This is a genomic window from Streptomyces sp. NBC_00259 (assembly GCF_036181745.1).
GTDB classification, from domain to species: domain Bacteria; phylum Actinomycetota; class Actinomycetes; order Streptomycetales; family Streptomycetaceae; genus Streptomyces; species Streptomyces pratisoli.
This window is the reverse complement of sequence record NZ_CP108080.1, coordinates 6,498,921-6,521,434: the sequence shown is the minus strand read 5'-3', so window position 1 is coordinate 6,521,434 and position 22,514 is coordinate 6,498,921. Positions and strand designations below refer to the sequence as shown.

Sequence of the window (22,514 nt, the reverse complement as noted above, 5' to 3'; positions counted from 1 at the left end):
GGAGACGAGCAGCGAGAAGGACACGAACAGCATGAACAGCACGGACTGCACGGACAGCACGGACAGCAGGAACAGCACGAACACGCCGGACCTCGGACCCGTCGCCGCCGGCATGGCAAGGCTCGCGGCAGGCGTCACCGACGCGAGCCTCGGGAATCCGACGCCCTGTCCGAAGTACGCCGTACGAGAGCTCCTCGCCCATGTCGTCGGACTGTCGGCGGCCTTCCGCGATGCCGCAGGCAAGGAATTCGGGCCGTCGACCGGCACGGACCCGGGCACGGTCGAATGGGTCCTGCAGGACGACTGGCGTACGGAGCTGCCGCGCCTGCTGGACGAGCTCGTGACCGCGTGGCGCGGTCCGGGCGCCTGGGAAGGCGACACCCAGGCAGGCGGGATCGTCTTCCCGGCCGCGATCGCGGGGCGGGTCGCCCTCAACGAACTCCTCCTCCACGCCTGGGACCTGGCCCGCGCCACGGGCCAGGACTACGCCCCGGACGAGGCCGGCCTGGAGGTGTCGTACGCCCTGATGGCCCCGGCCGCGGACGATCCGGGCCGCGAGGGTATGTTCGGCCCGATCGTGCCCGTGCCCGAGGAGGCTCCCCTCCTCGACCGGGTCGTCGGTCTCAGCGGTCGCCGACCGGACTGGATCCCTGAGACGGCCACAGCCGAAGACGACTGAGGACAGCTGAAGGCGGCCGAAGTCAGCTGAGGCGCTCGGGAACCGAACGGCCCGGGGTGCGACGGCGCACGGGTGGGGTGTACGCGGACCGCACCCTCTGATAGGAAAGATTCCTAACAGAACAGCGGAGCGCTGAACTCCCCTTGGAGGTCACAGGTGCACGTCCCCCACCGAAGCACCACCGCACGACGTACCGTTCTCGCGACCGCCCTGCTCGGGCTCGCGGCCGCGGCCCTGCCCGGTACGGCGGGTGCCGCCCCTGAGGCAGCCGCGCCGGAGGACCCCGCCGGCGCGTACGCCATCGGGCTCGACGACCCGGCGAAGAAGGAAATCGCCATGAAGCTGGTGTCCAGCGCGGAGAACTCCTCGCTGGACTGGCAGGCGCAGTACCAGTACATCGAGGACATCGGCGACGGCCGCGGCTACACGGCCGGCATCATCGGGTTCTGTTCCGGCACCGGCGACATGCTCGATCTGGTCGAGCTCTACACGGACCGCCGGCCGGGCAACATCCTCGCCGGCTACCTGCCCGCCCTGCGCGAGGTCGACGGCAGCGACTCGCACGAGGGCCTCGATCCGGGCTACCCGGGCGCCTGGCGCGAGGCGGCCCAGGACCCGGAGTTCAGGAAGGCCCAGAACGACGAGCGCGACCGGGTCTACTTCAACCCGGCCGTCGGACGCGGCAAGAGCGACGGCATCGGCGTCCTCGGACAGTTCATCTACTACGACGCCATCGTCATGCACGGCGACGGCGGTGACAGCACCAGCTTCAGCAGCATCCGTGAGCGGGCGCTGGGTCAGGCCGGGCCGCCGGCGCAGGGAGGCGACGAGGCCGCGTATCTGCACGCCTTCCTCGACGCCCGGGTCTGGGCGATGAAACAGGAGGAGGCCCACGAGGACACCAGCCGCGTCGACACGGCGCAGCGGGTCTTCCTCGACGCGGGCAACCTCGGCCTGGACACGCCGTTGGACTGGAAGGTGTACGGCGACAGTTACCACCTCGACTGAGGGTGGCCCCGGCGCCTCGGAAGTACCTTGAAGTGCTCTCCCAGCTGAAGCAGGGAGATTCCTACCTACCTTGCGGTGGCGGGCTTGACGCGTGGTGCGCGCCTTGCGACTGCCCTCCCGGCAGCCGGGATGAGCGCGTGGCCCATCCGGTACAGGTGCAAGATGTTCCGGGCTGCGTTGTGGTCGGCGTTGCCCGTCCATCCGCAGTCGGGGTTCTTGCACACGAACAGGGCCTGGGTCTCCCGGCTGCCGGGCGTGGTCAAGCCGCACGCGGAGCAGCGCCGGGAGGTGTTCGGGGCGGGGACCTTGGCCAGGGTGCCGCCGCGTCGGGCGAGCTTGTACGTCAGCATGGTGACCGTGCGGCCCCATGCCTCCCCGCTGATCGAGCGGTTCAGCCCGGATTTCTGGGCGACGTTCTTGCCTGGTTGGTCCAAGGTTCCCTTGGCGGACTTGACCATGTTCGTGATCGTGAGTGCTTCCACCACGACGGTGCCGTACGTGTCGGCGATCTTGGTGGTGGTCTTGTGCTGCCAGTCCGAGGTCCGGCGCTTGGCTTTCGCGCGGAGCCCTGCGATCTGGTCGTAGGTGTGGCGCAAGCGACGGGAGGTGCGTTCGCCGGGCTTGCGGTGCTTCTTACGGCGGGCGGCGCGCTGCTCCAGGTCCAGGAGCCTGGCCTGTTCACCGACGGTCAGCCATTCGCCGTGCCCGTACGCCTCGCCGTCGGACAGGGCGAGGGGCACGGTGATGCCCACGTCGAGGCCGGTTTCCGGCCCCTGGTGGGGGTCGGGCTGCGGTTCGAGGGTCTGGACGCGGAAGGCGATGTGCCAGCCGAGCGGGTCTTTGACCAGGCGCGCACCGGTGATGCGGTTGTCTTTGCCGGCGTGCTTGCCCACGGGGAGGTCTTTGGTCCAGCGGAAGCGGACACGGCCGATCTTCGGCAGGTTGGCCATGCCCCACCGGCGGTGGACACGAACGACGTTCAAATCCCGACCCTGCGGCACATCCACGGTCATCGCGGTGCGGAAGCGGGCCTTGAAGTTCGGGGCGTCCGACCGGCCGTCCCAGCAGTTCTTCCACGCCTGGAAATACGTCTTCAAGACCGCCTGCGCGGCCTGCGCGGGAAGGACGGCGAGGAAGTCGATGTCCTGGCGGGCCTGGCGGATCGCGACGTCCGCGTTCGCCAGGGTCCGCTTCTCCTTCGGCATCATCTGCCACCAGGCGTGCAGGAGATTCCACATCGTGCGGGCCGCGTGCGCCTGGTCATCAGCCTTGAGGGCGTCGGCAGGATTCAGTGCCAGCCGGGCACGGTGCCCGAACTGCCGCTTCTCCAAGCCGTGATCACTCACGGACGGCACCATACAGTATTGGTTCATGTCACCACGATGGCACCCAAACCTAGATGTACGGACCGGCCGTCACGTCGTCCACAACCTTCACGTCCACTTGGTCTTCGTTACCAAGTACCGGCGGAAGGCATTCACCGACGCCATGCTGACCCGCTGCGAGGAGGTAATGCGCGAGGTCTGCACGGACTTCGAGGCCGACCTGAAGCAGTTCAACGGCGAACACGACCACGTCCACCTGCTCGTGCACTACCCGCCGAAGGTGCAGCTCTCCAAGCTGGTCAATAGCCTCAAGGGCGTCTCCTCCCGCCGCCTGCGCCAGGAACACGACAGCCACGTCCGCCGGTACCTGTGGGGCGGACACTTCTGGTCCGGTTCCTACTTCGCCGGGTCCTGCGGCGGGGCACCGCTGACCATCGTCAAGCAGTACATCGAGAACCAGCAACGCCCCGCTGCCTGAGGACAACACTGCGGACCCGTGCACCCGCGCGGGTCAGAGCAGTCCTGAGATGGCCTTCACCCCCGCCGTAAACGGCGGAGCACTGGCCAAGATCAGAGGTAGAAGCAGCGGAGAGGTAGCACGGAAGTACGGCGACGGCGGGGTCCACGGGGTCCACGCCGTCGCCGTACGCGCCTCAGCGCACCGGAAGCGCGTCCGGATGCGGGTCCGGATGGGAGTCCGGATGCGGCTCCACGACCGCCCCCACCCCCGATTCCGACTCCGCCTCCGACTCCGACTGCGACTGCGAATCCGACGGCGTCTCGGACGAACGGTCTTTCACACCGAGGTGGTTGAAGGCCAGGTTCAGCACGATCGCCACCACACACCCGGTCGAGATCCCGGAGTCGAGCACGACCAGCAGGTCCTTCGGGAAGGCGTGGTAGAACTCCGGGGCCGCGATCGGGATCAGCCCGATGCCCACGGCCGCGGCGACGATCAGCGCGTTCTCGCCCTTCTCCAACGCCGCCGAGGCCAGGGTCTGGATGCCGCTCGCGGCGACCGAGCCGAAGAGGACGATGCCCGCACCGCCGAGGACCGGGAGCGGGACCAGGGCGATGACGGAGGCGGCGACGGGGCACAGCCCGAGCAGGACCAGGATGCCGCCGCCGGCCGCGACGACGTAGCGGCTGCGCACCTTCGTCATGGCGACCAGGCCGATGTTCTGCGCGAAGGCGCTGCACATGAAGCCGTTGAAGAGCGGGCTGATCGCGCTGCCGAGGGTGTCGGCGCGCAGGCCGCCCTCGATGGTCCGCTCGTCGGCCGGCCGGTCCACGATCCTGCCGAGGGCGAGCATGTCGGCCGTGGACTCGGTCATGCAGACGAGCATCACGATGCACATGGAGATGATCGCGGCGATCTCGAACTGCGGAGCGCCGAAGTGGAACGGGGTCGGGAAGCCGACCGGATCCGCGTCGCGCAGGGCGTCGAGCCCGGTCATCCCCAAGGGGATCGCGACGAGTGTGCCGGCGACCAGGCCCAGCAGGATGGCGATCTGCTGCAGGAAACCGCGCAGCAGCTTCCTCAGGCCGAGCACGATCACGAAGGTCAGCGCCGCCATGCCGATGTTCTTCATGGAGCCGAAGCCCGGTGCGGCCGGATCACCGCCCTGTGCCCAGCGGAAGGCGACGGGGAGCAGGGAGACACCGATCAGGGTGATGACGGTGCCGGTGACGACGGGCGGGAAGAACCGTACGAGTTTGGAGAAGTACGGGGTCAGGACGAAACCCAGCACGCTCGCGACGATGATCGCGCCGAAGATGACGGCGATGCCGTCGTAGCCGCGGTCCTTGCCGATGGCGATCATCGGGGTGACGCCGGCGAACGAGACGCCGTTGACGAAGGGGAGCCGGGCGCCGACCTTCCAGAACCCGAGGGTCTGGAGCAGGGTGGCTATGCCCGCGGTGAAGAGGCTGGCGCCCATGAGGAACGCGGTGTCCCTGGCGCTGAGGCCCACGGCGGGGCCCACGATCATCGGCGGGGCCACGACACCCGCGTACATGGCGGCCACGTGCTGCAGGCCGCTGGTGAACATCTTGAAGGGCGGGAGCGTCTCGTCGACCGGGTGCTTGCGGTCTTCGGGGGCGGGGCCTGCATCGGGCTGAAACCTGGGCTGTGCTGCCACGGGCGGTTCCTCCGGTCGGTTAACACATCGGCATCGACGTGGGTGTCAGGGAGGTGGTGCGAAGTGGTGCGACGTACTGCGGGTGGTGTTGTTGTGGTGTGGTGATGCGCCCAGAGAAAGCGTGCCGATGGGGTGGCGACACGAGTCACCGTCCCGGGGGGTGCGTGCGTTTGGGGCACGCACCCCCCGGCGACGGCTGCCATGCACCCCGCTCGGGTCCATGGCCGCCGGTCGAGGGCCGTCCCCCTCGACCGGACTACCGGGGGTTGTCAGGCCTGCGCGGCGATCCGCGCGAGGCGCTGTGCCTCGTCCCGCGTGGAGCGGGCGATGGCGTCCTCGTCGACGTTGAGCAGCCGGCTGTTCTCGACGACCGGCTCGCCGTTCACGAGGGAGAGGGTGACCGGGGCCGCCGCGCCGAAGACGAGGGCGGTCACCGGGTCGGCGATGGAGGCGTGGGCCAGCGTGTCCAGCTTCCAGAGCACCAGGTCGGCGAGCTTGCCGGGCTCCAGCGAGCCGATCTGCGAGGCGCGGCCGAGGACCTGCGCGCCACCGTACGTGCCGAGGCGCAGGGCCTGACGCGCATTCAGCGCGGCCTCGCGGTGCGCGGGGTTGAGGCGGTTGATCAGGAGGGCGTTGCGCAGCTCGGTGTGCAGTTCGCCGGACTCGTTGGAGGCGGTGCCGTCGACGCCGAGGCCGACCGGGACGCCGGCCGCCAGCATGTCGGGGACGCGGGCGATGCCCGCGGCGAGGCGGGCGTTGGAGGACGGGCAGTGCGCGACACCGGTCTTCGTGCGGGCGAAGGCCTCGATGTCGGAGTCGTTCATGTGGACGCAGTGCGCCATCCACACGTCCTCGCCGAGCCAGCCGGTCGACTCGAAGTAGTCGGTCGGGCCCATGCCGAACAGCTCGTGGCAGAACTTCTCCTCCTCCACGGTCTCGCTGCCGTGGGTGTGGAGGCGTACGCCCTTGCGCCGGGCCAGTTCCGCGCCCTGCTTGAGCAGTTCGGTGGAGACCGAGAACGGGGAGCAGGGGGCGACCGCGATCTGCGTCATCGAGTCGAAGGAGGCGTCGTGGTGCCGGTCGATGGTCTCCTCGGTGGCGGCCAGGGCGCCTTCGAGGGTCTCGACGGCGAAGTCCGGCGGCAGTCCGCCGTCCTTCTCGCTGCGGTCCATCGATCCGCGGGCCAGGGTGAAGCGGACACCCAGCTCGGACGCGGCCCGGATGATGGAGCCGGAGAGGTCGCCGGAGTTCCTCGGGAAGACGTAGTGGTGGTCCATCGCGGTGGTGACGCCGCCGCGCGCCATCATCGCGAGGGAGCCCTGCGCGGCGGCGTACGTCATCTGCTCGTCGATGCGCGCCCAGGTCGGGTAGAGGGCGACGAGCCAGTTGAAGAGGTTGTGGTCGGTGGCCAGACCGCGGGTGATCCACTGGTAGAAGTGGTGGTGCGTGTTGACCAGGCCCGGGGTGGCGAGGTGGCCGGTGCCGTCGACGCGGCGGACCACGTTCTCCAGGTTCTCGGGTGCCTTGCCGGCGCCGATCGACTCGATCCGGTTGCCGGCGACGACGATGTGGCCCGAGACGTACTCGGTGTCGTCGGCGTCCACGGTCGCGATCGCACAGTTCTCGATGACGATGCGCGGGGCTGCTGCCGGTGCTGCCATGGCGGTGCGTCCTTTGTCTCTCAGTGGCGGTGAGGGCACGGCAGGACCCTGGGAGATTTGAGTGCCACAGCGGCGTGACTGTGGGTGCCGAAAGGATGGAAGGACAGGTCGGAGAACAGATACAGGGCCGGGTGGGCGGTCTGGGGGAGGGACACGCGGGAGGACCGGTCGAGCAGGACCGCCGCGGCTGCTCCCGCACGGCGTGATCGTGTCCGTGCGGGTGTCCGTGAACGGGTCCGCGCGGCTGTCCGTGAACGTGTCCGTGCGGCTGTCCGTGCGGGTGTCAAGGAAACCACCTGGTCCCTCCGGTCCGGTGCGGACCCGCCCGGTCGGGGCGGGCGGGGCCGTACCGGTCCCGTGTCAGAGGTTGGTCGTGTCGACCGGGATGCGCGGCTCGACGCCGTCCCGCAGGATCGTGGCCTCGATCAGGCCGTACGGGCGGTCGGCGGCGAAGTAGACCTCGTTGTCGTTCTTGAGGCCGAACGGCTCCAGGTCGACGAGGAAGTGGTGCTTGTTCGGCAGGGAGAAGCGGACCTCGTCGATCTCCGCGCGGTTGTTGATGATGCGTGAGCCCATCTGGTACAGCGTCTGCTGCAGCGACAGGGAGTACGTCTCGGCGAAGGCCTGGAGCATGTGCTTCCTGACCTGCTCGTAGGACTTCTCCCAGTTCGGCATCTTCTGCTCGTCGTCGGTCCAGTTGAACCGCCAGCGGCCGGAGACCTGGGTGGCCAGGATGCGGTCGTACGCCTCCTGGAGCGTCGTGTACTTGTCCTTGACGTAGCCCCAGAACTCGGAGTTCGTCGAGTTCATGACGATCAGGTCCTTGAGCCCGGAGACGACCTCCCAGGACTCGCCGTCGTAGGTGATCTGGGTGACCCGGGTCTCCTGGCCCTTGCGGACGAAGGAGTGCTTGACCTCGTCGGCGCCGATGAACTTGGAGTTGGCGTCGGAGGTCGCGATGCGCTCCCAGGCGTACTCCTCGATGCGGATGCGCGCCTGGTGGATCGGCTCCTGGGAGGTCACGAAGTGACGGGCGAGGTGGATGCCGAACTGCTCGGCGGACTCGATGCCGTACTCCTTGGCGAACGCGTACACCGTGTTCTTGGTGGTGTCGGTCGGCAGGACGTTGGCGTTCGAGCCGGAGTAGTGGACGTCGTCCATGTCTCCGGAGAGCGCGACGGAGACGTTGAGGTCCTTGATGTGGTGGGTGTCGCCGTCCCGCGTGATCCTGACGACGCGGTTCTCTGCTTTGCCGTACTGGTTCTGGCCGAGAATCGTGGGCATGTCTGCTAGCTCCCTCGGTAAACGGAGTAGCCGAACGGGTTGAGCAGCAGCGGTACGTGGTAGTGCTCGCCCGGTACGACGGCGAAGGTGATCGCCACCTCGGGGAAGAACACTCCGGCCGCACCGCTGTCCCGATTCGCGGGGGCGTCCTGCTGCGCATCGGCTTGCTTTTTCGCGAAGTACGCCTCGGTCTCGAAGTCGAGCCGTACGTGGGTCGTGCCCTCCGGCAGCGCCGGCAGGTCCTTGCAGCGCCCGTCCGCGTCGGTCGCGCCTCCGCCGAGCGCCACCCACTCCGCGCCCGAGCCCTCGCGGGCCGACAGGGAGATGGCGACGCCCTCGGCGGGGCGGCCGATGCTGGTGTCCAGGATGTGTGTGGACACCGACGCTGTGGTCTCGGTGCTCATCGGTTCTCTTCCTCCACGAGGCGGGCCAGCCGGATGCGGTTGATCTTGCCCAGCTCGGTGCGGACGATCTCCCGCTCCTGCTCCGGCGAGTTGTCGATCCGCTCACGGACGGCGTCCCTCATCTGCTCACCGGTGCGGCCGGTGGCGCAGATCAGGAAGACATGGCCGAACCTGTCCTGGTAGGCCAGGTTGAGTTCGAGCATCTCGGCCTTGAGTTCCACGGTGGCACCGGCCATCCCGCTCTGCTCCCGGGAGGAGGTCGGGTCGCCGGGCCTGGGACGGCCGATGGGCGGGTGCCCGGCCATCGCTTCGGCCAGATCGTCCGCGGTCAGCTCGGCCATGGCGGCGTCACTGGCGGCGAAGAGGGCTTCCGCGGTGGCGTACGGGCGCTGGGCGAGCAGCTTGCTGCCCCATGCCGAGCTCGCGCACACCTCGTGCAGTACGGCCTGGGCCTCACTGTCCGCCGAGGTGTTGAACCGGGCGAGGCCCGGTACGGAAGTCGAGGACACGGGAGCCTCCGTGGCTGTTCTGCGAGGTACGTCTGACGGGCTGCGGACAGCTAACGCCTTCCCCCGACACCGCGTCAACACTTTGTTGAAACTTCGTTGACGGAAAAGCCGCCGTCCCGACATCTGGACGGCGGCTTCGCACGGAGAGTCGTCAGTCACTCACTCTTGGTGGCGTTTTCCCAGTGATCACCGGTCCGAACGACTGGCTGTTGCGGCCTGCCCGCCGGGGTGCCGGCGAATCACCGCAGGTCGGGTCGGGGGTGTGGTCAGCCCGGGCGCCATCCGCACCGGGCGGCCGTCCGGACCCGGACGAGATTGTGAGACGGTCGGCGCCCCGAAGGGTTCCGACGCCCACTCATGAGCCTTCTACCTGCCTTTTGTGTCCCGGGCCGTGTTCTCACGGTTGAGGTAGTTGTAGACGGTGAATCGGCTGACGCCGAGTGCACCGGCCACGGTCTCCACGCCATGGCGTACCGAGAAAGCGCCGCGGGCCTCCAGGGTCCGTACGACGGACTGCTTCGTCTTGCGGTCCAGCGCGGACAGGGGCATGCCGTACCGCCGCTCCATGGCGGCCAGAATGTGGTCGAGCGAGTCCGAGAGCTGGGGCAGCCGCACGGCGAGAACCTCCACCCCCTCCCAGGCGAGGACGACATCGTCCGCCGTCGCCTGCTCCGGTCGAAGTATTTCGGCGCCCATCGCGTCGACCAGCGGCTTCACCGCGGTGACCAGGGGGTGATCTCCCGGCTCGGTCACTTCTCGCCCTCCCCGATCACATTGACCTGCAGTGAGACCCGAGTGGCGCCCGCGCCCAGAGCCTGGCGCAGCAGCGAGTCGACCGCGGTGAGTACCTGGTCGGCGCCGCCTTCTGCCGTGTTGCCGAACGGTCCCACGTCCACGGCGTCCAGATCGGCCGCCTGGATCACCTCGCGGGCCACCAGCGCATGGGCCGGGGCTTCGTCCAGGTCGAAGGGCTCTGTAGTGAACTCCACTCGCAATCGCAGCATGCCCCCACGTTAAGCCCGCCTGCGGTGGCGCCCCCGCCCCCGGCCCCGGAAATTCCCTCCTCGCCGCGCGACGGATCGGCGTCCTTCCCGCGTAGAGCCGGTGACGGAAGCCGTGCCGGCCCTCATCTCCGGTGCGGCGGCACGACAGGGAGGGGTGGGCGTCATGACAGGGCACAGGCGCAGAGCTGTCAAGGGAACGGTCGTCGCGGCGGCGGCCACGGCGGTGCTGACCGCCTCACAGGCATCGGGGGCGCCGGCCTCCGCTCTCTCGGACGAGGTCCCGGCCATAACCGGGCCGAGCGTCTCCGGCGACTCTCCGTATCGCACGGAACTCCCGCCGCTGCAGCCGCGGGGTGGGGCCGGCACCGACGCGGACCGCACCGCGGACCGCGCCTCGGACGGGGGTGTCGCGACGGCCGGCGCACTGCCGGCCACGGTCTTGACCGCGTACCGCCGGGCTGAGGCCGCGCTCACGCGCAGCACGCCGGGCTGCCGGCTGCGCTGGCAACTGCTCGCCGCGATCGGTCAAGTGGAGTCCGGGCAGGCACGTGGCGGCCGGGTGACGCCGGACGGCACGACCCTCACGCCGATCCTTGGACCGCGGCTGGACGGCAACGGCTTCGCCCTCATCAGGGACACGGACGGCGGGACGTACGACGGGGACCCTGTGTACGACCGCGCAGTCGGCCCGATGCAGTTCATCCCGTCGACCTGGGCCGTCTGGGGCGCCGACGGCAACGGTGACGGACGGTCCGACCCCGGCAACATCCACGACGCGGCGCTCGCAGCGGGCCGCTATCTGTGCGCGGGCGGACGAGACCTCTCCCACCCGAACGACCTGGACCGCGCGATTCTCGGCTACAACCGCTCCGAGGTCTATCTGCGCACGGTCAGGGCCTGGCTCGCCTACTTTCTCGAAGGGCACCGGGTGATGCCGGACCGCGGTGGCGCGGCCGGGGCCGCCGTCCGTCCGAGGCCCGAGACATCCGGTACGGGGCGCCCGGAGCCCTCCCCGTCGCGCGCTCCGGCGCGGCCCGGCCGTCCGGGCGACGGGGGTACCGACGGCCCGGCCTCGCAGTCGCCGTCGCCGTCGCCGTCGAAGACCTGGCCGACGGGCGGGGCCGGCACGCCTACGGAGCCCGCAATGCCCGTGCCCGCAAACGGCGTTGAGGTGCCCGGCGGCGAGGTGCTGCCGACCACTGATCCGGTGGTCGGCAACGGTACGGATTCGTTGGCCGCCACCCCCTCCCCAACTCCCGATACCGGGCGGTAATGTCGCCTCCCGCCGGGCGGCAGGGACCGGCGGTGAGCGCGAAGGGGCCCTCATGGCGACGGACATGCATGCCTCGAATCCGGACGGTACGGATGGTCGGGACGTTACGGACGGTCTGGACGATCTGGACGATCTGGATGCGGAAGCGGAAGCGGCCCGCGACCGATGGCAGCGGGCATGGAGCCACCGGGAGCATCTGCTCAAGGTGGCCCGCCGCAGGTCAATGAGCATGGAGGACGCCGAGGACGCCGTGCACGAGGCGATGCTGCGTGCCGCGGAGCACCCGCACCTTGACGACGAGCGGCTGGGCGCCTGGCTGACGACGGTGACCATGCGGCTGTGCGTCGACCGGTACCGGCAGGTCAACCGCGAGGCCGAGGTACGCAGCAGCCCGACGTTGATCGCGCCGGGCCCGGCACCCGTCGACGAGGTGGTGTGCGACCGGGCCGAGGCGAAGTGGCTGGCCGTACGGAGCGGGGAGCTGCCCGCCCGGCAGGCAGAGGCACTCTGGCTGAAGTCCGAGGATCTCGACGTCGGGCAGGTCGCGGTGAAGATGGGGCTGAGCTACCGGACGGTCGAGTCGCTGCTGGCGAGGGCGCGTCGGACGCTGCGCAATTCGCTGGCCGGCACGTTGGGGCTCGCGCTGTGGCTGTGGGAGCGCGGACGTCCGCGGGCGGTGGGCAACGCGCAGGTGGTGGGCGCGGCGTCGACGGCGGCGACGCTGGTCGTCGCGGGGTTCGTGCTGCCGTACGCCCACGACGAGGAGCGGCCTGCGGTCTCGCCCGCCACCTCGCAGGCCGCGGAGGTGTGGCCCGGTGACGGCCCCGCAGGGCCTCCGGCGGCGGACACTTCCGCCGGCCCCACGACGGCGCCCACGCCGGGCGTGACCGCACCGTCCGGCGGCGTGCCGGTCCCGCCGCTTCTGCCGGAGGCCGCGCTGCCGTCGCTGCCGCGGCTGCCCGCCCCGGCCGTTCCCGCTGTGCCGACGGTGCCGGAGGTGCCGGAGGTCCTGGACGTTCAGGACCTCCCGGATGTCCCGGACGTCCCCGACGTGCCGGCCGTACCGGAAGGGTCCGTGCCGTCGGTCGTGAGGACGCCGCCGTCGGCCCCCGTGTCGTTGCCGGACCCACAGGACGCGTCCGTCGAGCTTCCGGCAGGCGGCCCTGCGTCCTGACGCCCGCCCGGGGTGTGCCTTTCCCCTGTCCCGCCCCTTCCCGTAACTGGGGGCTTTGCCCCCAGACCCCCGTACGGCCTTCGGCCGTGTCCTCGATCTCCCCAGAGCTTCGCCTGGGGGACCCCCGGACGGGCTCCATTGGAGCCCGTCCGGCGATTGAGGAGCCGGGTCCGGGGCGGAGCCCCGAAATCCAGCCCCGCCGGCGATTGCGGCGCGGGGTTCGGGACAGCGCCCCGGGGGTCTGGGGGCTTGCCCCCGGTTCGGGAAGGGGCGGGGAGGGGAAACGCCCGCCGCGGGCATTCCGCCAGGTCCCCGCACACCCACGTTCACCCCCGGTTGCGCACTCGTAAAAAATTTCGAGCTCGTCGCGACGGACGCGCCCCCCTCCCCCGTAGAGCAGGTGTCGGAGCTGCTCCACGGCTGAAGGGTGAACCGGATGGGTGTCGAGATCTGTGTGGAAGGGCTGACCAAGTCCTTCGGCCACCAGGTCATCTGGCAGGACGTCTCGCTGACGCTGCCCGCCGGGGAGATCTCGGTCATGCTCGGCCCCTCGGGCACGGGCAAGTCGGTGTTCCTCAAGACGCTCGTCGGGCTGCTCAAACCGGAGCGCGGCTCGATCCGGATCGCGGACAGGGACATCACGAGGCTCCGCGAGCACGACCTGTACGAGATCCGGAAGCTCTTCGGTGTCCTCTTCCAGGACGGCGCGCTGTTCGGGTCGATGAATCTGTACGACAACATCGCCTTCCCGCTGCGCGAGCACACCCGTAAACCGGAGAGCGAGATCAGACGGATCGTCCTCGAGAAGATGGACATGGTCGGCCTGATCGGGGCGGAGGAGAAGCTCCCCGGCGAGATATCCGGCGGTATGCGCAAACGGGCCGGTCTCGCGCGGGCCCTGGTGCTCGATCCTGAGATCATTCTGTTCGACGAGCCGGACTCGGGTCTCGATCCGGTGCGGGTGGCCTATCTCAACCAGCTGATCGTCGATCTCAACGCGCAGATCGACGCGACCTTCCTGATCGTCACCCACGACATCGCCTCGGCCCGCCAGGTCCCGGACAACATCGGGCTGCTGTTCCGCCGGGAGCTGGTGATGTTCGGCCCTCGCGAGCAGCTGCTGACCAGCGAAGAGCCGGTCGTACGGCAGTTCCTGAACGGCCGGATGCAGGGGCCGATCGGCATGGCGGAGGAGAAGGACGCCGCCCAGGTCGAGCAGGAACTGGCGGGGCTCGACGAGGGTACGGGCCCGGGCGCCCAGGAGATGACGCCGCGGCTGCTGCCCAGCCCCGGTATCGCCCGCCCGCCCCGCTGGAAGGCGATCGCCGAGCACGAGAAGGCGCGGGAGGTGGCGGACGCATGAGCCTCAACCCGATCGGAGCGCTCAGACACTCAGGCAGCCTGTTCGCCATGGCCCTGGACGTCGTCAGGACGCTCCCCCGACGGCCGTTCCAGGTGCGGGAGTTCATCCAACAGGCCTGGTTCATCGCGAGCGTCACGATCCTGCCCACCGCACTGGTCTCCATCCCCTTCGGCGCGGTCATCGCGCTGCAGATCGGCAGCCTGACCCGGCAGCTCGGCGCCCAGTCGTTCTCGGGCGCGGCCTCGGTGCTGGCGGTGCTGCGCGAGGCATCGCCGATCGTCACCGCGCTGCTGATCGCCGGGGCGGGCGGCACGGCGATCTGCGCGGACCTCGGGGCGCGCAAGATCCGTGAGGAGATCGACGCCATGCAGGTGCTGGGCATCGATCCGATCCACCGGCTGGTCGTCCCGCGGGTGCTGGCCTCGATGGTGGTCGCGGTGCTGCTCAACGGTCTGGTGTCGGTGGTCGGAGTGGCCGGCGGCTACTTCTTCAACGTCATCCTGCAGAACGGCACACCCGGCGCCTATCTGGCCTCCTTCACCACGCTCGCTCAACTGTCGGACCTGTGGGCGGCCGAGCTGAAGGCCCTGGTGTTCGGCGCGATCGCCGCGATCGTCGCCTCGTACAAGGGGCTGACCGCCAAGGGCGGGCCGAAGGGCGTGGGCGACGCGGTGAACCAGTCGGTGGTGATCACCTTCATGTTGCTGTTCGTGACGAACTTCGTGATGACCGCCGTGTACTTCCAAATCGTTCCGCAGAAGGGGTGAGGGATGGCGCTCATCCACCGTTTCGTGGGGCGTCCGCTCCGTTCCCTGGAGGAGCTGGGCGCCCAGCTGTCCTTCTACGGGCGCTCGCTGGCCTGGACCGGGCGCACCCTGCGCCGCTACAAGAAGGAGATCCTGCGGCTGCTCGCCGAGGTGAGTTTCGGCCGGGGCGCACTGGCCGTCGTCGGCGGCACCGTGGGCGTGATCGCCTTCCTGTCGTTCTTCACCGGCACAGAGGTGGGCCTGCAGGGGTACGCCGCGCTCAATCAGCTGGGCACGTCCAATTTCGTGGCGTTCCTGTCGGCGTACTTCAACACCCGGGAGATCGCCCCGCTGGTGGCGGGGCTCGCGCTGTCCGCGACGGTCGGGGCCGGGTTCACCGCCCAGCTCGGCGCGATGCGGATCAGCGAGGAGACCGACGCCCTGGAGGTGATGGGCGTTCCCTCGCTGCCGTTCCTGGTGACGACGCGGATGATCGCCGGTTTCGTCGCCGTGATCCCGCTGTACGTGGTCGGGCTGCTGTCGTCGTACTTCGCCGCCCGGACGATCACGACCGGCTACTACGGGCAGTCCGCGGGCACGTACGACCACTACTTCCAGCAGTATCTGCCTCCGGTCGACGTGCTGTGGTCCTTCGGCAAGGTCATCGTCTTCGCCGTCGTGATCATCCTGGTGCACTGCTACTACGGCTACTACGCGAGCGGCGGGCCGGCAGGAGTCGGCGTCGCGGTCGGCCGTGCGGTGCGTACCTCCATCGTCGCCATCAATGTCCTGGACTTCTTCCTCAGCCTGGCGATCTGGGGCGCCAACACGACCGTACGGATTGCGGGGTAGGGCCGATGCGGACACGGATCGTCAGACTGAGGGTGTACGGCATCGTCTTCATCGCGGTCATCGCACTGCTGCTGTCGCTGTCCGTCGCCGTCTACCGGCAGGTGTTCGTCTCCGTCGTACGGATCACGCTGGAGGCCGACACGCTCGGCAACCAGCTGGAGCCGCGGGCCGACGTCAAGCTGCGCGGGCTGCTGGTCGGCGAGGTCCGCGCGGTGCGGGCCGACGGCGAGAAGGCGACACTCGACCTCGCCCTCAAACCGGAGCATGTCTCCCGCATCCCGTCCGATGTGCACGCCCGGCTGCTGCCCAAGACGCTGTTCGGCGAGAAGTACGTCGACCTGGTGGCCCCCCGGGAGCCGTCCCGGCGGCACATACGGGCCGGGGACGTGATCACCCAGGACCGCACCAAGGCCGGCATCGAGGTACAGCACCTGATGAACGACCTGCTGCCGCTGCTGCGTACGGTACGGCCGGCCGAACTCAACGCCACGCTCTCGGCGTTCGCCACCGCTCTCGAGGGCCGCGGCGACCGGATCGGCGAGAACCTCACCCGTGTCGAGGGCTATCTGGCGCGGCTCAACCCCCATATGCCGTCGATCAAGGAGGACATCTCGCGGTTCGCCGATGTCGCCGAGGTGTACGGCGACGCCGCGCCCGACCTGATGAGGATCCTGCGGAACACCGTCACCACGAGCCGCACGATCGTCGAGAAGCAGGACCAGCTGGCCACCCTGTTCACCTCCACGTCCACCGTCGCCAGGACGGCGGACGGGTTCCTGGACGAGAACGCCGGGCGGCTCATCACCCTGGGCCGGGTCTCCCGTCCCACGCTCGCGCTGTTCGCCCGCTACGCGCCGGAGTACCCCTGCCTTCTCGACGGCCTGGTGCGGCAGGAGAAGGCGGCAGAACAGACCTTCAAAGGCGGAAAGATGCGTATCACCCTGGAAGTCGTCCGCCCGCAGGGCGCGTACGAGCCCGGCGAGGAACCTCGCTACGGAGAGCGCTCGGGACCCGACTGCCACGGAATGCCTCATCCGCGGGTCCCGGCACCGCACGACAAGCTGAACGACGGCACGCGCGGTACGTCGAGTGCGTCCCAGGCGTCCACGGTGTCCGCCACCGCGGCCGAGCAGCGTGCCGTGAGCTCGCTCGTCGCACCCGTCATGGGTGTGCCGGCCGATGAGGTGCCCGCGGTGGCGACGCTGCTGTTCGGTCCGATGGCCCGGGGAACGGCGGTGAGCGTCGCATGAGGTTCCTCCGCTTCAAGCGCGCCAGGGAGACCGCGGCACCGCTGATCAAGTTCAGTCTCTTCGCGGTGGTGACGGTGCTCGCGACCACACTGCTCGCTGCCACCATCGTCAACATCTCCTTCACTCCCGAGCACACGTACAAGGCGGTGTTCAGCGATGTCACCGGCCTGGAGGAGGGCGACGACATCCGCGTGGCCGGGGTGCGGGTCGGTGAGGTGCAGGACATCCGCATCACGGACCGGACGCTGGCGGAGGTCACCTTCACCGTCACCCACGACCGTCCGCTGTTCACCAGCACCGGGGCGGTCATCCGCTACCGCAACCTGGTCGGCTCGCGGTACATCGCGCTGACGGAGGGAGCCGGCGACGGCACCCGGCTGGCGCCCGGAGAGCGGATTCCGCTGTCCCGGACACAGCCCGCGCTCGATCTCAACGCGCTGCTGAACGGATTCAAGCCGCTGTTCGCGGCGCTGAGCCCCAAGGACGTCAACCAGCTCGCCACCGAGATCATCAAGACGCTGCAGGGCGAGGGCGGAACGGTGAACAGCCTGCTCGCCCACACCGCCTCGCTCACCACCACGCTCGCCGACCGCGACGAGCTGATCGGTTCCGTGATCGACAACCTCAACACGGTACTGGCCACCCTGGACAAGCGCGGCGCTCGCTTCTCCGGGCTGATCAAGCAGCTCCAGCGAGTGGTCTCCGGGCTGTCCGCCGACCGCAAGCCCATCGGGGACTCCCTGGTGAACATCGCCGAACTGACGGAGGCCACCTCGGGCCTGCTCGAGGACGCCCGGCCTCCACTGCGCGACGACATCGCCGAGCTGAGGGACCTCACCGGAACCCTGAACAAGAACGAGAAGACCGTGGAGGGCGTGCTGAAGCGGCTGCCGAACAAGCTCAACAAGCTGACGGGGACGGCCTCGTACGGCTCCTGGTTCAACTTCTACCTCTGTGACTTCGACGGCCGGATCGTGCTGCCGAAGACCCGTGAGGTGCTCACTCCCGAGCTCCACGTCGCCCGTGCGAGGTGCGCATGAAGGCGCGCATGATCCCGTTCCGGGAGAGGAATCCCGTCGTGATCGGCGTGGTCGGCCTCACCACGCTCGGGCTGCTGACCGTCGCCGCGTTCAACGCCGACAGCCTTCCCCTGATCGGCAACGGGGAGACGTACAGCGCGGCGTTCTCGGAGGCGGGCGGGCTCAAGCCCGGCGACGAGGTCCGTATCGCCGGGGTGAAAGTCGGCAAGGTCGACGAGGTGGACCTGGACGGAGACCACGTCAAAGTGGTCTTCCGCGTCAAGGGCGAGCCGGACTTCGGCACCAGGACGGGCGCGGCCATCCGCGTCAAGACGATCCTGGGCGCGAAGTACCTGGCGCTGGAACCGAAGGGTCCGGGGCAGCTGAAGCCGGGCAGCGAGATCCCGCTGAACCGGACGACTCCCGCGTACGACGTCGTGGCGGCCTTCAGCGATCTGACCACCACGACGGAGAAGGTCGACACGGAGCAGCTGGCGCAGGCGCTCGACACCATCTCCACCACCTTCGAGGACTCCCCCGCCGAGGTGAAGGCGTCCATCAAGGGCCTGTCGAAGATCTCCCGTACGGTCGCGTCCCGCGACCAGGCGCTGCGTGAACTCCTCGACCACGCGAACGGGGTCAGCGAGGTGCTCGCGGAGCGCTCCGGCGAGTTCTCCACGCTGGTCAAGGACGGCGACGCGCTGTTCAAGGAGATCGCACGGCGGCGGGCCGCGATCCACGCCCTGCTCAAGAGCTCGGCCGCGCTCGGCATCCAGCTGTCCGGCCTGGTCAAGGACAACAACGCGGAGATCGGCCCGGCGCTCAAGGGCCTGAACACGGTGGTGGCGATGCTCGAACGCAATCAGGCGAGCCTCGACCGCAGCATCAAGCTGATGGCGCCCTATGTGCGGGTCTTCACCAACACCCTCGGCAACGGCCGCTGGTTCGACAGCTACATCCAGAACATGGTCGCCACTCCGGTGGTCCCGCGGACGGGAGGTTCGTGATGAGCAGGCGTCTGCTGCGCCGGGCGGCGCTGGTCACGGCGCCGGCGGTCATCGCCGCGGCCGTCGTGACGCTGTGGCCGCAGCCGGATCCGGTCCGGGTCACGGCGTACTTCCCGCGCACGGTCGGCATCTATCCCGGTTCCGACGTACGGGTGCTGGGCGTCCGGATCGGTGAGGTCAAGGAGATCACTCCGCAGGGCGAGCGGGTGCGGGTGACGCTGGAGTACGACCCCGGACGGAGGGTCCCTGCCGATGCCAAGGCGGCGATCATCAACTCCTCGGTGGTCAGCGACCGTTACCTACAGCTGCTGCCGGTGTACCGGAGCGGCCCGGTGATGCGCAGCGGCGATGTCATCCCGGAGAAGCGGACGGCCGTGCCGGTCGAGCTGGACCGCGTCTTCGAGAGTCTGCACACGACGGCGGAGGCGCTGGGCCCGCGCGGCGCGAACAAGGACGGTTCGCTGTCCCGGCTGCTGGGCGTGAGCGCGGACAACCTCGAAGGGCAGGGCGAGAACCTGCACCAGACGGTGGAGGACCTCTCCCTGGCGGTGACGACGCTGTCCGACGGCAGGAAGGACATGTTCGGCACGATCCGCAATCTGCAGGTGTTCACGGCCGTGCTGGCCGCCGACGACAAGAACGTGCGGTCGTTCAACGACAGCCTGGAGCAGGTGGCCGGGCAGCTCGCCGCGGAACGCAAGGACCTCGCGGCCGCGCTGCGGCATCTGGGGGTGGCGCTCGCCGATGTGTCGGACTTCGTACGGAAGAACAAGAAGTCGCTGACGTCGAACGTGGAGGGGCTCAGCAAGGTCACCAAGGTGCTGGTCACCCAGCAGGCGGCGCTCGCGGAGCTGCTGGAGGTCGCCCCGACCGGGCTGTCGAATCTGCAGAACGCCTACAACGCGGGGGCGGGAACGCTCGACACGCGCAACAACCCCGACCATCCGCAGGATCCGGCCGCGCTGCTGTGCTCGCTGCTCAGCACGACCGGTGACGCGAAGGCGGCGGACTGCCGGGAACTGCAGAAGCTGTTCGACTCCCTGCCGGAGATCCGGCCGGGCGGCGCCCTGCCCGTCTCCGGGACCGGCTCGGTCGACCGGACGCTGGGCGGAATCCTGGAGGCCGGCGCATGAGCGATCCGCGTAACAAGCCGCTCCGTGGGAAAGTGCTCCGCACGAGCACGGCGGTGTGGGCGGCGGCCGGCTCGCTGCTGCTGACGGGCTGCGAGTTCAACGGTCTGTACGACGTCGGGCTGCCCGGCGGCGCGGCCGCCGACGGAAACGCCTACCGGGTCACCGTCGAGTTCCGGGACGTCCTCGACCTGGTGCCCCAGTCCGCGGTGAAGGTCAACAACGTCACCGTGGGCGCGGTCGAGAAGGTGCAGCTGAACGGCTGGCACGCCACGGTGCGGCTGCGTATCTCGGACACGGTGAAGCTGCCGGGCAACGCGATCGCCGAGCTGCGCCAGACCAGCATGCTCGGCGAGAAGTACGTGGCATTGTCCGCCCCGGTGGACACCACGCCCGTCGGCAGGCTCACCGACGGCGCCCGGATCCCGCTGTCCCGCAGCGGCCGCAACCCGGAGATCGAAGAGGTGCTGTCCGCTCTGTCGGCGCTGCTCAACGGCGGCGGGGTGGCCCAGCTCAAGACGATCACCACGGAGCTCAACAAGGCCCTGGAAGGACGGGAGAACCGGGTCAAATCCCTGCTGACGGAGCTCAACACCTTCGTCGGCGGCCTCGATGAGCAGCGCAAGGAGATCGTCCGCGCGCTGAACGGCATCGACCGCCTGGCCAAGCGGCTCGGTCAGGAGCAGAAGACGATCGCCCAGGCCGTCGACACCATGCCGCCCGCGCTGAAAGTGCTGGCCGACCAGCGGAAGAAGCTGACGTCGATGCTCACCGCGCTGTCGGAGTTCGGCAAGAGCGGCACCAAGGTGATCAACGCGTCCCGGGACGATGTGATCGCCAATCTGCGGAGTCTGCGCCCGATCCTGGAGCAGCTGAACAAGGCGGGCGACGATCTGCCGAACGCCCTGGAGTTGCTGACGACCTATCCGTTCCCGCGCAACGCGGTGGACGCCATCAAGGGCGACTACGTCAATCTCAAGATCACCGCCGATCTCGACCTCGCGGGCATCTACGGCAACCTCGCCGACGAACCCGGGAAGCCGGACAAGCCGGGGAAGCCCGGTCTCCCCGAGGTCCCCGGCCTCCCGGACGTCCCGGGCGTCCCGGAGGTCCCCGCGGTCCCGGGTGTGCCGACGCCCACCGCGCTGCCGGGCGCGCCGGACGGTCCCGGCAGCCCCTCGGCCCCCTCGGACGACGGGGATGCGCTCTGCCCGCCGGTGTGCACCGGCAGTTACGCCTCCTACGAGAACGGGAGCGGGGACGAGGACGGCTTCCCGCCCGGGGTCTCTCCCGCCCTCGCCGAGCTCATGCTGAAGGGGATGCTGCCGTGATCACACGTACGGTCAAGGCCCAGTTGCTCGCCTTCGCCACGGTCACCGCCGTCGGCGTGTCCTACGTCGGCGCCCGCTACACGGGGCTGGTCGACAGCCTCTTGGACAACGATTACACCGTGGCGGCCGACTTCGCCGACTCCGGGGGCATCTTCGCCGGCGCCGAGGTCACCTATCGCGGGGTACCGGTCGGCCGTGTCGGTGAGCTGCGGCTGACCGGCGCGGACGGGGTGTCGGTATCGCTGGACATCGAGGACGGGCAGCGGATCCCCGCGGACACCGTGGCGGTGGTGGCGAACCGTTCGGCCGTCGGCGAGCAGTACGTCGACCTCCAGCCGCGCGCCTCCGGCGGCCCGTATCTGCGGGACGGCAGCACGATCGCCCGCCGCGACACCCGGGGGCCGCTGCCCAACACGGAGATCATCGGCAGCCTGGACAAGCTCGTGAACTCCGTCGGCAAGGAGGATCTGCGGATCACCGTCGACGAGCTGGGCAAGGCCTTCGCCGGCACCGGACCGGAGCTGAGCCGGCTGGTGGACTCGGGCAATGCCCTTGTCGAGTCGGCGTCCGGCTCGCTCCCGCAGACCATCTCGCTGATCGAGGACTCGCGGAAGGTCCTGAAGACGCAGGCCGACAAGGGTTCGGCCATCAAGGCCTTCTCCCGCGACCTGGCGGCCCTCACCGCCGAGCTGAAGTCCAGTGACGGGGACATCCGCAGGCTGATCGGCGCCGGAGCGCCGGCCGCGCAGGAGGTCAACTCGCTGCTGACGTCCACCCGGCCGCATGTGCCGGTGCTGCTGGGCAATCTGATCAGTGGCGGCCAGATCACGGTGGCGCGGCTGCCGGGTGTGGAGCAGGCGCTGGTCACGTTCCCCGTGGTCGTCGCCGGCAGCTACACCGTGATCCCGGGCGACGGCACCACCCACTTCGGCCTGGTCGTGAACGCCGACGATCCGCCGCCGTGCCGGCAGGGGTACGGGACGCAGCGGCGTGACCCGGCGGACACGAGCGAACGGCCGGCGAACACCGGTGCGCACTGTGCGGCCCCGCGCGGCGGCCCTACCTCGGTCCGCGGCGCCCAGAACGCCCCCGGCGCCTCGGGGCGCGCCGGATCCGGCGGCGGCGCGGATCCGGCCGCGTACATCGCCCCGTACGACCCGGAGACCGGCACCGCCGCCGGACCGGACGGAACGCCCGTCGAGATCGGCTCGACCGGCGGTGAACAGACCGTGTTCGGAAAGGACTCGTGGCAATGGCTGCTCGTCGGACCGATGGCATGAGCGACGTGAGCGGGGGGACGACCGGGGGCAGCGCGGCGCGTGTGGCGCAGTCGCTGCGCCGGCTGTGGACCCGG

22 protein-coding genes are annotated in these 22,514 nt (G+C 69.5%); 14 read left to right on the top strand and 8 right to left on the bottom strand.

The annotated features are described in order from the left end of the window. The first annotated feature begins 31 nt into the window (after positions 1–31). The gene (locus OG766_RS29270) at positions 32–679 is read left to right on the top strand and encodes a TIGR03086 family metal-binding protein (protein ID WP_328726579.1); all 648 of its coding nucleotides are present in this window, start codon (positions 32–34) and stop codon (positions 677–679) included. Positions 680–835: 156 nt separating this feature from the next. Beyond that, positions 836–1,687 (top strand): chitosanase, encoded by an 852-nt coding sequence (locus OG766_RS29265; RefSeq protein ID WP_328726578.1) that lies wholly within the window; start codon positions 836–838, stop codon positions 1,685–1,687. 65 nt (positions 1,688–1,752) lie between these two features. On the opposite strand, the gene OG766_RS29260 is transcribed toward OG766_RS29265, so the two are convergent. Further along, the gene (locus tag OG766_RS29260; protein ID WP_266387074.1) at positions 1,753–3,033 is read right to left on the bottom strand and encodes an RNA-guided endonuclease InsQ/TnpB family protein; all 1,281 of its coding nucleotides are present in this window, start codon (positions 3,031–3,033) and stop codon (positions 1,753–1,755) included. A 25-nt stretch (positions 3,034–3,058) separates the two neighbouring features. On the opposite strand from OG766_RS29260, the gene tnpA reads away from it, so the two are divergent. Next, on the top strand, positions 3,059–3,490 hold the full coding sequence (gene tnpA / locus OG766_RS29255) for an IS200/IS605 family transposase (RefSeq protein ID WP_328726577.1): 432 nt from the start codon (positions 3,059–3,061) through the stop codon (positions 3,488–3,490). Between the two features lie 175 nt (positions 3,491–3,665). Here tnpA and OG766_RS29250 read toward each other — a convergent pair whose 3' ends face one another. The 7 genes from OG766_RS29250 to OG766_RS29220 form a co-directional block, all read right to left on the bottom strand. Beyond that, positions 3,666–5,153 carry a nucleobase:cation symporter-2 family protein gene (locus tag OG766_RS29250; RefSeq protein WP_328726576.1) on the bottom strand — a complete coding sequence of 496 codons (1,488 nt, stop codon included), beginning with the start codon at positions 5,151–5,153 and terminating at the stop codon, positions 3,666–3,668. 269 nt (positions 5,154–5,422) lie between these two features. Continuing rightward, positions 5,423–6,814: an 8-oxoguanine deaminase gene (locus tag OG766_RS29245; protein WP_328726575.1), complete on the bottom strand. Its 1,392-nt coding sequence runs from the start codon at positions 6,812–6,814 to the stop codon at positions 5,423–5,425. A 360-nt stretch (positions 6,815–7,174) separates the two neighbouring features. Continuing rightward, on the bottom strand, positions 7,175–8,098 hold the full coding sequence (pucL, locus tag OG766_RS29240; RefSeq protein ID WP_266387086.1) for a factor-independent urate hydroxylase: 924 nt from the start codon (positions 8,096–8,098) through the stop codon (positions 7,175–7,177). 5 nt (positions 8,099–8,103) lie between these two features. Beyond that, the gene (gene uraH / locus OG766_RS29235; RefSeq protein WP_328726574.1) at positions 8,104–8,502 is read right to left on the bottom strand and encodes a hydroxyisourate hydrolase; all 399 of its coding nucleotides are present in this window, start codon (positions 8,500–8,502) and stop codon (positions 8,104–8,106) included. After that, positions 8,499–9,011, bottom strand: coding sequence for a 2-oxo-4-hydroxy-4-carboxy-5-ureidoimidazoline decarboxylase (uraD, locus tag OG766_RS29230; RefSeq protein WP_266387092.1), 513 nt, complete (start codon positions 9,009–9,011; stop codon positions 8,499–8,501). The genes uraH and uraD overlap by 4 nt, the downstream gene beginning before the upstream one ends. 366 nt (positions 9,012–9,377) lie before the next feature. After that, a complete protein-coding gene (locus OG766_RS29225) occupies positions 9,378–9,764 on the bottom strand; it encodes a helix-turn-helix domain-containing protein (RefSeq protein WP_266387095.1) in 387 nt (128 codons plus the stop codon). Further along, entirely contained in the window at positions 9,761–10,012 is a 252-nt protein-coding gene (locus tag OG766_RS29220) for a hypothetical protein (RefSeq protein WP_266388762.1), read from the bottom strand. The genes OG766_RS29225 and OG766_RS29220 overlap by 4 nt, the downstream gene beginning before the upstream one ends. Positions 10,013–10,178: 166 nt before the next feature. On the opposite strand from OG766_RS29220, the gene OG766_RS29215 reads away from it, so the two are divergent. The 11 genes from OG766_RS29215 (at position 10,179) to OG766_RS29165 (ending at position 22,440) form a co-directional block, all read left to right on the top strand. Continuing rightward, positions 10,179–11,288 carry a lytic transglycosylase domain-containing protein gene (locus tag OG766_RS29215; RefSeq protein WP_328726573.1) on the top strand — a complete coding sequence of 370 codons (1,110 nt, stop codon included), beginning with the start codon at positions 10,179–10,181 and terminating at the stop codon, positions 11,286–11,288. A gap of 52 nt (positions 11,289–11,340) precedes the next feature. Further along, on the top strand, positions 11,341–12,462 hold the full coding sequence (locus tag OG766_RS29210) for a sigma-70 family RNA polymerase sigma factor (RefSeq protein ID WP_328726572.1): 1,122 nt from the start codon (positions 11,341–11,343) through the stop codon (positions 12,460–12,462). A gap of 436 nt (positions 12,463–12,898) precedes the next feature. After that, the gene (locus OG766_RS29205) at positions 12,899–13,825 is read left to right on the top strand and encodes an ABC transporter ATP-binding protein (RefSeq protein WP_328726571.1); all 927 of its coding nucleotides are present in this window, start codon (positions 12,899–12,901) and stop codon (positions 13,823–13,825) included. Next, entirely contained in the window at positions 13,822–14,592 is a 771-nt protein-coding gene (locus tag OG766_RS29200) for an MlaE family ABC transporter permease (RefSeq protein WP_328726570.1), read from the top strand. Before OG766_RS29205 ends, OG766_RS29200 begins: the two co-directional genes overlap by 4 nt. Before the next feature lie 3 nt (positions 14,593–14,595). Next, positions 14,596–15,423, top strand: coding sequence for an MlaE family ABC transporter permease (locus OG766_RS29195; RefSeq protein WP_266387105.1), 828 nt, complete (start codon positions 14,596–14,598; stop codon positions 15,421–15,423). Positions 15,424–15,428: 5 nt separating this feature from the next. Continuing rightward, positions 15,429–16,673, top strand: a complete 1,245-nt coding sequence (locus OG766_RS29190; RefSeq protein WP_328726569.1) for an MCE family protein — start codon at positions 15,429–15,431, stop codon at positions 16,671–16,673. Beyond that, entirely contained in the window at positions 16,670–17,713 is a 1,044-nt protein-coding gene (locus tag OG766_RS29185; protein WP_328726568.1) for an MCE family protein, read from the top strand. The genes OG766_RS29190 and OG766_RS29185 overlap by 4 nt, the downstream gene beginning before the upstream one ends. Before the next feature lie 8 nt (positions 17,714–17,721). Further along, positions 17,722–18,699, top strand: a complete 978-nt coding sequence (locus OG766_RS29180) for an MCE family protein (RefSeq protein ID WP_266388765.1) — start codon at positions 17,722–17,724, stop codon at positions 18,697–18,699. Beyond that, positions 18,699–19,832 carry an MCE family protein gene (locus OG766_RS29175; protein ID WP_328726567.1) on the top strand — a complete coding sequence of 378 codons (1,134 nt, stop codon included), beginning with the start codon at positions 18,699–18,701 and terminating at the stop codon, positions 19,830–19,832. The genes OG766_RS29180 and OG766_RS29175 overlap by 1 nt, the downstream gene beginning before the upstream one ends. After that, positions 19,829–21,160 (top strand): MCE family protein, encoded by a 1,332-nt coding sequence (locus tag OG766_RS29170; RefSeq protein WP_328726566.1) that lies wholly within the window; start codon positions 19,829–19,831, stop codon positions 21,158–21,160. The genes OG766_RS29175 and OG766_RS29170 overlap by 4 nt, the downstream gene beginning before the upstream one ends. Beyond that, the gene (locus OG766_RS29165) at positions 21,157–22,440 is read left to right on the top strand and encodes an MlaD family protein (protein ID WP_328726565.1); all 1,284 of its coding nucleotides are present in this window, start codon (positions 21,157–21,159) and stop codon (positions 22,438–22,440) included. Before OG766_RS29170 ends, OG766_RS29165 begins: the two co-directional genes overlap by 4 nt. Positions 22,441–22,514: the final 74 nt, after the last annotated feature.

What these genes read in the sequence shown, in the direction of transcription:
- OG766_RS29205 (WP_328726571.1), top strand. Translation starts at nt 12,899, where the DNA reads ATGGGTGTCGAGATCTGTGTGGAAGGGCTGACCAAGTCCTTCGGCCAC.
- OG766_RS29175 (WP_328726567.1), top strand. Translation starts at nt 18,699, where the DNA reads ATGAGCAGGCGTCTGCTGCGCCGGGCGGCGCTGGTCACGGCGCCGGCG.
- OG766_RS29210 (WP_328726572.1), top strand. Translation starts at nt 11,341, where the DNA reads ATGGCGACGGACATGCATGCCTCGAATCCGGACGGTACGGATGGTCGG.
- OG766_RS29190 (WP_328726569.1), top strand. Translation starts at nt 15,429, where the DNA reads ATGCGGACACGGATCGTCAGACTGAGGGTGTACGGCATCGTCTTCATC.
- OG766_RS29215 (WP_328726573.1), top strand. Translation starts at nt 10,179, where the DNA reads ATGACAGGGCACAGGCGCAGAGCTGTCAAGGGAACGGTCGTCGCGGCG.
- uraH (WP_328726574.1), bottom strand. Translation starts at nt 8,502, where the DNA reads ATGAGCACCGAGACCACAGCGTCGGTGTCCACACACATCCTGGACACC.
- OG766_RS29270 (WP_328726579.1), top strand. Translation starts at nt 32, where the DNA reads ATGAACAGCACGGACTGCACGGACAGCACGGACAGCAGGAACAGCACG.
- OG766_RS29200 (WP_328726570.1), top strand. Translation starts at nt 13,822, where the DNA reads ATGAGCCTCAACCCGATCGGAGCGCTCAGACACTCAGGCAGCCTGTTC.
- OG766_RS29245 (WP_328726575.1), bottom strand. Translation starts at nt 6,814, where the DNA reads ATGGCAGCACCGGCAGCAGCCCCGCGCATCGTCATCGAGAACTGTGCG.
- tnpA (WP_328726577.1), top strand. Translation starts at nt 3,059, where the DNA reads ATGTCACCACGATGGCACCCAAACCTAGATGTACGGACCGGCCGTCAC.
- OG766_RS29195 (WP_266387105.1), top strand. Translation starts at nt 14,596, where the DNA reads ATGGCGCTCATCCACCGTTTCGTGGGGCGTCCGCTCCGTTCCCTGGAG.
- OG766_RS29180 (WP_266388765.1), top strand. Translation starts at nt 17,722, where the DNA reads ATGATCCCGTTCCGGGAGAGGAATCCCGTCGTGATCGGCGTGGTCGGC.
- OG766_RS29170 (WP_328726566.1), top strand. Translation starts at nt 19,829, where the DNA reads ATGAGCGATCCGCGTAACAAGCCGCTCCGTGGGAAAGTGCTCCGCACG.
- pucL (WP_266387086.1), bottom strand. Translation starts at nt 8,098, where the DNA reads ATGCCCACGATTCTCGGCCAGAACCAGTACGGCAAAGCAGAGAACCGC.
- OG766_RS29185 (WP_328726568.1), top strand. Translation starts at nt 16,670, where the DNA reads ATGAGGTTCCTCCGCTTCAAGCGCGCCAGGGAGACCGCGGCACCGCTG.